Annotated in this window: 8 protein-coding genes; 5 read left to right on the top strand and 3 right to left on the bottom strand. The window is 61.1% G+C overall.

What is annotated here, in order from left to right; translation table 11 throughout:
- The first annotated feature begins 86 nt into the window (after positions 1 to 86).
- The 4 genes from G6N74_RS00705 (at position 87) to gltX (ending at position 5837) form a co-directional block, all read left to right on the top strand.
- Positions 87 to 1772 (top strand): NAD+ synthase, encoded by a 1686-nt coding sequence (locus G6N74_RS00705; RefSeq protein ID WP_165114377.1) that lies wholly within the window; start codon positions 87 to 89, stop codon positions 1770 to 1772.
- A gap of 5 nt (positions 1773 to 1777) precedes the next feature.
- Positions 1778 to 2188: a GNAT family N-acetyltransferase gene (locus G6N74_RS00710; RefSeq protein WP_165113245.1), complete on the top strand. Its 411-nt coding sequence runs from the start codon at positions 1778 to 1780 to the stop codon at positions 2186 to 2188.
- A gap of 386 nt (positions 2189 to 2574) precedes the next feature.
- Positions 2575 to 4380, top strand: coding sequence for an ABC transporter ATP-binding protein (locus G6N74_RS00715; protein ID WP_165113247.1), 1806 nt, complete (start codon positions 2575 to 2577; stop codon positions 4378 to 4380).
- Between the two features lie 83 nt (positions 4381 to 4463).
- On the top strand, positions 4464 to 5837 hold the full coding sequence (gene gltX, locus G6N74_RS00720; protein WP_165113249.1) for a glutamate--tRNA ligase: 1374 nt from the start codon (positions 4464 to 4466) through the stop codon (positions 5835 to 5837).
- On the opposite strand, the gene G6N74_RS00725 is transcribed toward gltX, so the two are convergent.
- The 3 genes from G6N74_RS00725 to G6N74_RS00735 all read right to left on the bottom strand — a co-directional run bounded on the left by G6N74_RS00725 (position 5755) and on the right by G6N74_RS00735 (position 10379).
- Entirely contained in the window at positions 5755 to 6972 is a 1218-nt protein-coding gene (locus G6N74_RS00725; protein WP_165113251.1) for a DUF2865 domain-containing protein, read from the bottom strand. The genes gltX and G6N74_RS00725 overlap by 83 nt on opposite strands.
- Before the next feature lie 131 nt (positions 6973 to 7103).
- The gene (locus G6N74_RS00730; protein ID WP_165113253.1) at positions 7104 to 9434 is read right to left on the bottom strand and encodes an NADP-dependent malic enzyme; all 2331 of its coding nucleotides are present in this window, start codon (positions 9432 to 9434) and stop codon (positions 7104 to 7106) included.
- A 165-nt stretch (positions 9435 to 9599) separates the two neighbouring features.
- Positions 9600 to 10379 carry an SDR family oxidoreductase gene (locus tag G6N74_RS00735; RefSeq protein ID WP_165113255.1) on the bottom strand — a complete coding sequence of 260 codons (780 nt, stop codon included), beginning with the start codon at positions 10377 to 10379 and terminating at the stop codon, positions 9600 to 9602.
- A gap of 121 nt (positions 10380 to 10500) precedes the next feature.
- Between G6N74_RS00735 and G6N74_RS00740 the strand changes: the two genes are divergently transcribed.
- On the top strand, positions 10501 to 11322 hold the full coding sequence (locus G6N74_RS00740) for a UDP-2,3-diacylglucosamine diphosphatase (RefSeq protein ID WP_205826483.1): 822 nt from the start codon (positions 10501 to 10503) through the stop codon (positions 11320 to 11322).
- The last annotated feature ends 24 nt before the right edge of the window (positions 11323 to 11346 follow it).

Below are 11346 nucleotides of genomic sequence, written 5' to 3' on the forward strand. Positions count from 1 at the left end.
TGTTATGCTCATGTTGAGCATTGTGGCCTAAATCATTGGCTGCGCTGTCCGTTGCAAGCATAAAGCCGTCGCGCTACACCGCTGATATGACAAAGAAGCCTGCCGCTCCCGATATCCTGCGCATCGCAGTTGCCCAGTTGAACCCGACCGTCGGCGACATCGCCGGCAATCTCGCCAAGGCGCGCGAGGCGAGAACGGATGCTGCCCGCCAGGGTGCCGACATCGTCCTGTTCACCGAGCTTTTCATTGTTGGCTATCCGCCTGAGGACCTTGTTTTGAAGCCGGCGCTGTTGGCAGCGTGCGAAAGGGCGGTAGAGGATCTTGCGAAGGATACTGCTGATGGCGGTCCCGGAGTCATCATCGGCACACCGCTGAAGCGCAAGAGCGGTACGCACAATTCCGTCATGGTGCTGGATGGCGGCAAGATCATCGCCGAGCGCTACAAGGTCGACCTGCCCAACTATGGCGAGTTCGACGAGAAGCGCGTGTTCCAGCCGGGCCCGGATATGCCCGGGCCGGTCAATTTCCGCGGCGTTCGGCTTGGCATTCCGATCTGCGAGGACATCTGGAACGATCTCGCCGTCTGTGAGACACTGGCCGAAAGCGGCGCCGAACTGCTGCTGGTGCCGAACGGTTCGCCCTATTACCGCGGCAAGGTGGATATCCGCCATCAGGTGGCGATCCGGCAGGTGATCGAGAGCGGCCTGCCGCTGCTTTTTGCAAACCAGCTTGGCGGGCAGGACGAACTGATCTTCGACGGCGCGTCTTTCGCGATCAACGCCGACAAGACGCTCGCCATGCAGATGTCGCAGTTCGAGGAGCAACTTTCCGTCACAACATGGAAGCGTAGCGATGAGGGATGGGCCTGCACCGGCGGGCCGATGTCAAAGATTCCCGAAAAGGAAGAGGCCGACTATCGCGCCTGCATGCTGGGCTTGCGCGACTATGTGAACAAGAACGGTTTCAAGAATGTCGTTCTCGGCATGTCGGGCGGCATCGATTCGGCAATTTGCGCCGCTCTGGCCGTCGATGCGCTGGGCGAGGAGCGGCTGCGCGCCGTGATGATGCCATATCGCTATACCTCGAAGGATTCGCTGAAGGACGCCGAGGACTGTGCCCGCGCGCTTGGCTGCCGCTACGATATCGTGCCGATCTTCGAGCCCGTCGAAGGCTTCTTGCACGCGCTCGAACAGATGTTCGAAGGCACCAAGGAAGGAATCACCGAGGAGAACCTTCAAAGCCGCGCGCGCGGCACGATCCTGATGGCGATTTCCAACAAGTTCGGGTCGATGGTCGTCACCACAGGCAACAAGTCGGAAATGTCGGTCGGCTACGCCACGCTCTACGGCGACATGAATGGCGGCTTCAACCCGATCAAGGACCTCTACAAGATGCAGGTCTATGCGCTGGCCCGCTGGCGCAACGGCCATGTACCGCCGACGGCACTCGGACCGTCGGGCGAAGTGATACCGGCAAACATTATCGACAAGGCGCCCTCGGCGGAACTGCGCGAAAACCAGACCGACCAGGATTCGCTGCCGCCTTATCCGGTGCTGGACGATATCCTCGAATGCCTTGTCGAGAACGAGATGGGCACGGACGATATCGTCGCGCGCGGCCATGATCGCGATACGGTGCACCGCATCGAGCATCTGCTCTACATCGCCGAGTACAAGCGGCGGCAGTCGGCGCCGGGCGTGAAGATCACCAAGAAGAATTTCGGCCGCGACCGCCGCTATCCCATTACCAACCGGTACCGTGATCGGGGCTGACAAAAATGGCTAATGTCGAGATCAGCTTCGAGCCGTCGCGAATCGATTTCCAGAAGACCTCGGAGATCCTGAAGGAGAGCTACTGGGGCGATGGTCGGAGCGACGAGATACATCGCCGAGCGTTCGACAGCTCATTTTGCGCCGCTGCCTTTATCGACGGTGAGCAGGTCGGCTTCGCGCGTGCCGTCACCGATTACGCCTGTTTCGCCTATCTCTGCGACGTCATCATCTGGCCTGATCGGCGTGGCGCCGGCATCGGCAAGAAGCTCATCGCGGCATTGCTCGACCATCCAGATCTCGCCGGCGTTGGCAGCTGGAGCCTGCGAACCGGCGACGCACACAAGCTCTACGAGCAGTTCGGCTTCGTCATCTCAACGGACGGAATGTATATGCGGCTGGCGCGAAAGCCTGCCTGACACACGCCACTGTTGCAAAACTACGTCAACCTTTATGCCAGTTGCATTTTGCGGCACGGGCTGACTTGGCGAAAACGCAGGCCTCACCTATAAGCAAATTTCTGCGATTCCCTTTTGGGAGGGTGCGAATGCCAGGATTTGACAATTTCATGCGAGGTCTTGAGGCCTAGGTCTGCGATGCTCCGTCGCCCAAGCTGATTGCTTGGCGGTTCGGAGCAAGTTCAGAGCCTGGCACTCTTCGGTCTCGGTCGCCGCCCGATCATGTTGATCGGGCTTGCAGCCAAATTCGCTTCGTACCCGCATCTCCGGACGTTTTGTCGTCCTTCGCGGGGTTTTCAAAACTGACTTTACTGGGATCGGGTGACGCTTTTCGCCCGAATGACATCATGGCTCGTTTTCGTATCGACTGGCGCGGCGGCGCGTTCCGCAGCGTTCTGGGCTTCACCGCCCGCCACTGGCAGCGTCAGCCTGTCCGCGCTTCGGTGATCGCAGCTGCGGTTCTGGTTTCGACCCTGGCCGACGTACTGACGCCGCTCTATTCCGGCCGTCTGGTCGACGCTGTCGCCAATGGCGCGGCGACGGATGTGGTTGCGTGGAATGCCGCACTCGCAGCGTTCTTCACGCTGCTGGCGCTGGCGCTTGGCGCCATCGTCATGCGCCACATTGCCTTCATGGGCATCATCGACCTGACGCTGAACATGATGTCGGATATCGCGGCCGATGCGTTTAATCGCGTCCAGCGCTTTTCGACGGATTGGCATGCCAACAGCTTTGCCGGCTCGACCGTGCGCAAGGTGACGCGCGGCATGTGGGCGCTCGACCTGCTGAACGACACGATACTGGTCGCGTTGTTCCCGTCGCTCGTGATGCTCATCGGCTCGACGCTGCTGCTCGGCTGGTACTGGCCCATGATGGGCGTGATCATCGGTATCGGCTCGTTGATCTACATCGCAGTGACGGTATCGCTGTCACTCGGCTATGTCGCGCCTGCGGCAAGTCTCGCCAATCGCTGGGACACACGCCTTGGCGGGTCACTGGCCGACGCGGTGAGCTGTAATTCCGTCGTCAAGGCTTTTGGCGCGGAAAGGCGTGAAGATGGCCGGCTCGCCAAGGTGACCGCCAAGTGGCAGCACCGGACGCGGCGGACTTGGGTTCGCGGCACTATCAACGGCACGACGCAAGGTGCGACGCTGCTCGTGCTGCGCGCGGCGGTGATCGGCTTTGCGCTGCAGTTGTGGTCGCGCGGGCAGGCGAGTGCCGGCGATATCACGTTCGTGTTGACCTCGTTCTTCGTGCTTCAGGGTTATCTGCGCGATGTCGGCATGCATGTGCGCAACCTGCAGCGCTCGGTCAACGATATGGAGGAACTGGTCGATATCCACGGCCAGGCTCTCGGCATCGAGGACAAGCCCTATGCCAAGCCGATCGAGATCACCGTCGGGCGGATCGATTTCGAGAACGTCACCTTCCACTATGGAAGCCACAGGCTGCCGCTCTACGAGAATTTCTCGGTGACGATCGCAGCCGGTGAGCGTGTCGGTCTCGTCGGGCATTCGGGATCGGGCAAGACGACCTTCGTCAAGCTGATCCAGCGGCTTTACGATGTCAGCGGCGGTCGCATCGTGATCGACGGGCAGGATATTTCGCAGGTGACGCAGGCATCGCTGCGCCAGCAGATTGCCATCGTGCAGCAGGAGCCGATCCTGTTTCACAGGTCGCTTGCCGAAAACATCGCCTATGCGCGGCCGGGTGCCTCGCAGGCCGAGATCGAGAATGCGGCACGGCTTGCCAGCGCGCATGACTTCATCACCCGGCTGCCCAAGGGCTATGGCACGCTGGTGGGTGAACGCGGCGTGAAGCTGTCGGGCGGCGAGCGCCAGCGCGTGGCAATTGCGCGTGCGTTCCTTGCGGATGCGCCGATCCTGATACTGGACGAGGCTACGTCGAGCCTCGATTCGGAATCGGAGGTGCTGATCCAGCAGGCGATGGAGCGGCTGATGATCGGGCGCACGACGCTGGTCATTGCCCACCGTCTTTCGACGGTGCGGGCGCTCGACCGGCTGCTGGTGTTCGACAATGGCAAGATCGTGGAAGAGGGCGATCACCAGGCGCTCATCCGCCTGAAAGGTGGCATCTATCGCCGCCTGTTCGAACGGCAGGCGCTGGAGCTGACCAAGGGCCTGGTGGTCTAAAGGGCCAAATCCGCCGGCCGCGCGTCTGCGTGGCCGGCGCGTGCAGCCTTGCCAAGGCCATATCGTTCCGTTAACCGGGGAAAATGACTGTAACCGTTCGTTTTGCCCCGTCGCCGACAGGCTTGATCCATATCGGCAATGCCCGCACGGCGCTGTTCAACTGGCTGTTTGCCATGAAGAACGGCGGCCGCTTCATCCAGCGCTTCGATGACACCGACGTGCTACGCTCGAAGCAGGAATATGCCGACGCCATCCTCTACGACCTGCATTGGCTGGGCATCTTTCCCGATGCCACCGACTATCAGTCGCGGCGCTTCGATGCCTATGACGCGGCGGTCGAGAAGCTGAAGGCGGCGGGCCTGCTCTACGCCTGCTACGAGACATCGGAAGAGCTGGAGCTGAAGCGCAAGATACGGCTCTCCCGCAAGCTGCCGCCGGTCTATGGCCGCGAGGCGCTGAAGCTGACCGGTGAGGAGCGCGAGGCGCTGGAGGTCGAAGGCCGCAAGCCGCATTGGCGTTTCCTGCTGCCGAATTTCAGGGATAACCCGTTCGAGACGGAACGCACCGAAATCCAGTGGGACGATGTGGTGCGCGGCGAAGAAACCGTCGATCTCGCATCGCTATCAGACCCGGTTCTGGTGCGCGAGGACGGTACCTATCTCTACACGCTGCCGTCCGTCGTAGACGACATCGACATGGGCGTGACCCATGTCATCCGCGGCGACGACCATGTCACCAACACCGGTGTGCAGATCGCGCTGTTCAAGGCGCTCGGTGCCGAGCCGCCGGCCTTCGGGCATCATAATCTTTTGACGACGAGCACCGGCGAGGGGCTTTCGAAGCGCAGCGGTGCGCTTTCGATCAAAAGCCTGCGCGAATCCGGCCTGGAGCCGATGGCGGTTGCCTCGCTGGCGGTGCTGATCGGGACGTCTGAAAGCGTGACCGCTGTGCCCCATATGTCAGAGCTTGCGGAGCGGTTCGATCCAGAAGCAACGTCGAAGTCTGCGTCGAAATTCGATCCGGCGGAGCTTATCGTGCTCAACCGCGCGCTGCTCCATCAGCTGCCATTCAACGAAGCGCAGGACCGGCTTTCGGCACTCGGCGTGTCGGGAGAAAAGGCCGAGTCTTTCTGGCTGGCCGTGCGCGGAAATCTCGAAAAACTGGGCGATGCTGTTACCTGGTGGCGCATCGTCAATCAGGGTCCGGAAGAGCCCGTCGAACTTTCAGACAAGGACCGTGAATTCGTGAACCAGGCGTTCGACATGCTCCCCGAAGAGCCTTGGGACGGGTCGACCTGGAAGGCTTGGACCGGCGCCGTAAAGGAAGAAACCAAGCGCAAGGGCAAGACGTTGTTCATGCCCCTGCGACTGGCGCTTACGGGACTTGCCTCTGGGCCGGAGCTCGCAGATCTATTGCCCCTTCTGGGTCGGGAAGGAACACTGGCCCGACGACCCTGACCTTGCGATTGGGGTCAAGCGGTGCAAGTTCCGACGGCTTGGTTTCCGCAGGCTGTGCAGCAGGTTCCGGCCCAAGTTTCTGAATGGAGCTTGCGTGCGTTTCCTGGGCAGCAGGTGGCGCCACCGGCAGGATCGACGGAGACTCGTTTGGCGCAGTCGAGGAGGTCGCTTCGCTTGAAGGTGGCGGGTTTCCGGCAATCACTTCGAAATTCTTCGGTGCATTGCAGCTGCAGCCTTCCGGCTTTGGCAGGGTTTCGCGCTTGTAGAGATAAGCGTTCGGCATCTCGGAATATGGCTTGCCGCTGACGGAGGAAACCATGTCGGCCGACTCGTCGCTGATTTCCGGCGCCTCTTCGCCTTCCTTGACCTCCTTCATCGCCGCAGGGCTGCTTTGGTGGAAGAAGACCTGCATCTCGGCGCCTGGGCACATCGCCTGGCAATTCTGCTGGTCGCGGGCGAATTCGCGCTTCGAAGACGCAAAGGACATCGGGAAGTAATAGCCGTCGCATGTGCGCACACAGACGGTTCGATACTGGCCGCTCGGCGTTTGCATACCAGATGCTTGATTGGGCTTGGCGACCTGCCGGGCGGTACGCACTGGTGCGTTGTCGATTGTCTGGCGCCGCTCGCCGGTTCCAACCTGTGGCTGCATGACCAGGTAGTTGCCTCTATCCGAATTGTCCGTGCGAGGAGAAAATGGTTGCCGCGCCACTACTTGATTGCGGCAGCCATTGGCGTTGAGGGAAGCGAGTATGGTCGCTCGCGATCTTCCGCCTCCACGCCCGGCAGACTGATCGCGCTTGCGCTGAAGGGTGTCGACGTTGCGTTCCATCTTCTGGACGTTTGCGTTGATCCTGGCGCATTGCTGCACATTGCTGCCGAACAGGGAGAAACCGCAGCCTGCAGCGCGCGCATTGCCCTTTGCAGCAGAAAGCTGCTGGCGCTGTTTGCTCAGCGCTGCATCGTATCTGCGAAATTGTGCGGACCCGCCACCGCCTGATCCAGCGGATGCGAGCTCGGCCTCGAGCTGCCGGCAAACGCGGGAGCTAGCGGCTATCGCCGAGGTTGCGAAGACGATCGAAGCCAAGACGAGCAGCGCCGCCAATGCACGTGCCAAACCGTTCAACCCGGCCATCAGGCGCCCCCCGAACGTTTGCTATGCCTGATCAAAGATTCCGCCGCTGATCAGGCGTCACTCCGTTACCACATACGAGGTTAACTCTTTCTTCGCGTTTGGACAGTTGACCTTTTCGTGATCGCTATTGGTTAGCCGGCTTTCGAGATGGTCGCCTGAGCCTTTTGAGCTGCTTCCACCACCGCAAGTGCGGTCATGTTCACGACGCCGCGCGATGTAACCGACGGCGTCAGGATATGCGCAGGCTGCTCGGTGCCGAGCAGGATCGGCCCGACATGCAGGGCGTCCGTCATCTGCTTTACCGTGGTCAGCGCGATGTTCGCTGAATCGAGATTGGGGAAGACGAGGAGATTGGCTTCGCCCTTGAGCGTGGAATGCGGATAGACGCGCTGCCGCAGATGTTCCGACAGAGCGGAGTCTGCGTGCATTTCACCGTCGCTCTGAAGCTCGGGCGCGATCCTCTTCAGGATCGCGGCTGCCTCGCGCATCTTCAATGCGCTCGGGGAGTCGCGCGAGCCGAAGTTCGAGTGCGACAGCAATGCCGCCTTGGGCTCGATGCCGAAGCGGCGGATTTCCTCGGCCGCCAGTATGGTCATCTCGGCGATTTCCTCTGCGGAGGGATCAACCGTCACATAGGTGTCGGTGAAGAACGTCACGCCACGGCTGGAAATCAGCATCGACAGCGTGGAGAGATCACGGTCGCTGACGCCGGCGCGCGGTCCGATGATCAGCGTCACATTGCGCAGGTGGCGGGCGAAGCGCCCTTCGAGGCCGCAGATCATGGCATCGGCATCGCCGCGCCGCATGGCAAGTGCAGCAATGACGGTCGTGTCCGTGCGGACCATGGTGCGCGCGGCTTCCTGGGTCACACCGCGCCGGCCTGCGAGTTCGATCAGCTGATCGACATAGTCGCGGTAGCGCGGATCGTCCTCGGGGTTGATCAGCTCGAAATCCGTGCCGGGACGAATGCGTAAGCCATAGCGCCGCAACCGGACATCGATGACATTCGGGCGGCCGATCAGGATCGGCTCGGCAATGCCTTCCTCAAGCACCACCTGTGCGGCGCGCAGCACGCGCTCGTCTTCGCCGTCGGCATAGATGACGCGCTTGGCCGTCGACATCTTCGCGGTGGAAAACACCGGCTTCATGACAAGACCGGAGCGGAAGACAAAGCGGTTCAGCCGGTCGATATAGGCCGGAAAATCCGTAATCGGCCGTGTGGCTACGCCGGTCTCGCAGGCCGCTTTGGCCACAGCCGGCGCAATCCGCAGGATCAGGCGCGGGTCGAACGGCGAGGGGATCAGGAAGTCAGGTCCGAAGACCGGCGTCTCACCGGAATAGGCGCGCGCCGCGACATCCGACGGTTCCTCGCGCGCAAGGGCGGCGATGGCGCGGACAGCGGCCATCTTCATATCTTCGTTGATGGCGCTTGCGCCGCAGTCGAGTGCCCCACGGAAGATGTAAGGAAAGCACAGTACGTTGTTGACCTGATTGGGGAAATCGGAACGGCCGGTGCAGATCATGGCGTCCGGCCGGGCCGCGCGGGCAACCTCCGGCATGATCTCCGGCGTCGGGTTGGCCAGTGCCAGGACAAGCGGCTTTTCCGCCATGTGCTTCAGCAGTTCAGGCTTCAGAACGCCGGCTGCGGAGAGGCCGAGGAATACGTCGGCGCCTCCGATGACATCCTCAAGCGTGCGCGCATTGGTATCCTTCACATAGGGGTCTTTCCAGCGATCCATCTCATCCAGCCGCCCCTTGTAGGCGACGCCGAAACGGTCTGTGACCCAGATGTTTTCCACCTTGGCACCAAGCGAAACCAGGAGGTTGAGGCAGGCAAGAGCTGCCGCACCGGCGCCTGAGGTGACGATCTTGATGTCCTCGATCTTCTTGCCGGCGAATTCGAGACCGTTGAGCACCGCTGCCGCAACGATGATCGCGGTGCCGTGCTGGTCGTCGTGGAAGACCGGGATTTTCATCCGGGCCTTAAGCCGTTCTTCCACTTCAAAGCATTCCGGCGCCTTGATGTCTTCGAGGTTGATGCCGCCGAAGGTTGGTTCAAGGGCGGAGATTGTCTCGACCATGCGGTCGATTTCGGGCGCATCGATCTCAATGTCGAACACATCGATGCCGGCAAACTTCTTGAACAGGACGGCCTTGCCTTCCATCACCGGCTTGGAGGCGAGGGGTCCGATATTGCCGAGGCCGAGCACGGCAGTGCCGTTCGAGACCACACCGACCAGATTGGCGCGCGCCGTATAGTCCGCAGCCGTTGCCGGATCGTCCCTTATCGCGAGGCACGGCGCCGCCACGCCAGGCGAATAGGCCAGCGCCAGGTCGCGCTGGTTGCCGAGCGGCTTGGTGGCCTGGATCTCGAGCTTTCCCGGCACCGGGTACTTATGGAAGTACAGCGCCGCTTCTTCGAAATCGGAGCGAGCCGCATCGTTCTTTTTTTCGTTGTCCATGGTAGCGGTCTAACCCCGTATTCAATCGTTTCGACTGTGTTTTAGCACGCGATTCCGGTTTTTCGAGGCGGTTCGGTAACGAAAATAACTGGAATCAGGAAATTCCCATGATTCCAGTCATTTGCCGTCAGAATCTCGTAAAATGAATCAGCTGGTGGATTCGCGTTAGAAGGCGCTCACATAGAGGCCGCCGTCGACGGGTATGTTCTGCCCGGTGAGATAACCCGCATGAACCGAGCAGAGAAAGGCGCAGATCTGTCCGAACTCTTCCGGCGTGCCGAGGCGTTTGGCCGGAACGTCGGCGCTGATGCGCGTCTTGCGCTCGGTAGCTGCTTCGGGTGATTCGACGCTGCCTGGCTCGTGGGGGCCGCGAAGCCGGTCTGTGTCGAGCTTGCCTGGAAGCATGTTGTTGATGGTCACGTTGCGGTCGGCAACCGTGCGGGCAACGCCTGCCAGGAACGATGTCAGGCCGGCACGCGCGCCTGACGACAGGTCGAGGCCGGGAATAGGCACATAGACCGACAGCGATGTGATGTTGACGATACGGCCGAAGCCGCGCTCTGCCATGCCACCGACCACGGCCTGGACGAGCTCGATCGGCGTGATCATGTTGTTGACGACCCCGTCGAGCATCTTCTGCCGGTCGAGTTCCTTGAGCGGCCGGAAGGGCGGTCCGCCATTGTTGTTGACGAGAATGTCCGGCGTAGGAGCTGCCGCCAGTAATTGCTTCTGAACCTCCGGGTCGGAAACGCTGCCCGGAACTTCGACAACCTTCACGCCAAAGCGGTCGCGAATCTCCTGCGCGGTTTTCGCCAGGATCGCAGCATCGCGTCCGTTGACGACGAGATCGCAACCCGCTTCCGCCAAGGCTATAGCGCAGCCGCGTCCCAATCCGCGACTTGACGCGCAGACGATAGCCGTCTTTCCCCGAATGCCGAGATCCATGATGTGTCTTCTCCGATTTGCAGGCGGCCAACCTATCGCGCGGGCGACACAAACCGCAACCGTCATACGCCTGTTGCATGAATCGGGGCATAGGCTGCGCGACAGCAACGGAACAGAACCCATGTCCGGCGAAGCACCTCGCGCATTCCGCACCCTGTTCATTTCTGACGTCCATCTGGGCTCCAAGCCGGCCAAGGCGGAGTTCCTGATCGATTTCCTGCGCCATCACGAGGCGGAGACCATCTATCTCGTCGGCGACATCGTTGACGGCTGGCGGCTGCGCAGGTCGTGGCACTGGCCGCAGACGCATAATGACGTTGTCCAGAAACTGCTGCGCCAGGCGCGCAAGGGCACCAACATCATCTACATCGCCGGAAACCATGACGAGTTCCTGCGCATGTTCCAGGGCGTGCATTTCGGCGGCATCGTCGTTGCCGACCGTGCCATTCATGAGGCTGCGGACGGCAAGCGCTATCTCGTCATTCACGGCGACCAGTTCGATACGATCGTGCACAATGCCCGCTGGCTCGCCTATCTCGGCGACAAAGCCTACGATTTCGCGATCATCGTCAACCGGGTCGTCTCGCGGGCGCGGCGGCTGTTCGGCATGCCGTACTGGTCGTTCTCGTCCTGGGCCAAGGTCAAGGTCAAGAAGGCGGTGAATTTCATCGGTGCTTTCCAGGATGTCCTGACCGAGGAAGCGCGCCGCTCGGATGTCGACGGCGTCATCTGCGGGCATATCCATCATGCGGTGATCGAGGATTTCGGCGATGTCCGCTACATCAACACCGGCGACTGGGTTGAAAGCTGCACGGCGGTCGTGGAGCATTTCGACGGTTCGATGGAAATCCTGTGGTGGCCGCAGGTTCAGGCAAAAGCTTCGGCCGTGGAAACACCTTTTGTGCCGACTGTAATCGAAGGCGGCGGCGTCAAGGCAGCCTGACGGGCAAATCGACCATGTTTAGAG

The sequence above is a fragment of the Mesorhizobium zhangyense genome (assembly GCF_011045115.1).
Taxonomy (GTDB): domain Bacteria; phylum Pseudomonadota; class Alphaproteobacteria; order Rhizobiales; family Rhizobiaceae; genus Mesorhizobium_M; species Mesorhizobium_M zhangyense.

What these genes read in the sequence shown, in the direction of transcription:
- G6N74_RS00710 (WP_165113245.1), top strand. Translation starts at nt 1,778, where the DNA reads ATGGCTAATGTCGAGATCAGCTTCGAGCCGTCGCGAATCGATTTCCAG.
- G6N74_RS00740 (WP_205826483.1), top strand. Translation starts at nt 10,501, where the DNA reads ATGTCCGGCGAAGCACCTCGCGCATTCCGCACCCTGTTCATTTCTGAC.
- G6N74_RS00730 (WP_165113253.1), bottom strand. Translation starts at nt 9,434, where the DNA reads ATGGACAACGAAAAAAAGAACGATGCGGCTCGCTCCGATTTCGAAGAA.
- G6N74_RS00725 (WP_165113251.1), bottom strand. Translation starts at nt 6,972, where the DNA reads ATGGCCGGGTTGAACGGTTTGGCACGTGCATTGGCGGCGCTGCTCGTC.
- G6N74_RS00715 (WP_165113247.1), top strand. Translation starts at nt 2,575, where the DNA reads ATGGCTCGTTTTCGTATCGACTGGCGCGGCGGCGCGTTCCGCAGCGTT.
- G6N74_RS00705 (WP_165114377.1), top strand. Translation starts at nt 87, where the DNA reads ATGACAAAGAAGCCTGCCGCTCCCGATATCCTGCGCATCGCAGTTGCC.
- G6N74_RS00735 (WP_165113255.1), bottom strand. Translation starts at nt 10,379, where the DNA reads ATGGATCTCGGCATTCGGGGAAAGACGGCTATCGTCTGCGCGTCAAGT.
- gltX (WP_165113249.1), top strand. Translation starts at nt 4,464, where the DNA reads ATGACTGTAACCGTTCGTTTTGCCCCGTCGCCGACAGGCTTGATCCAT.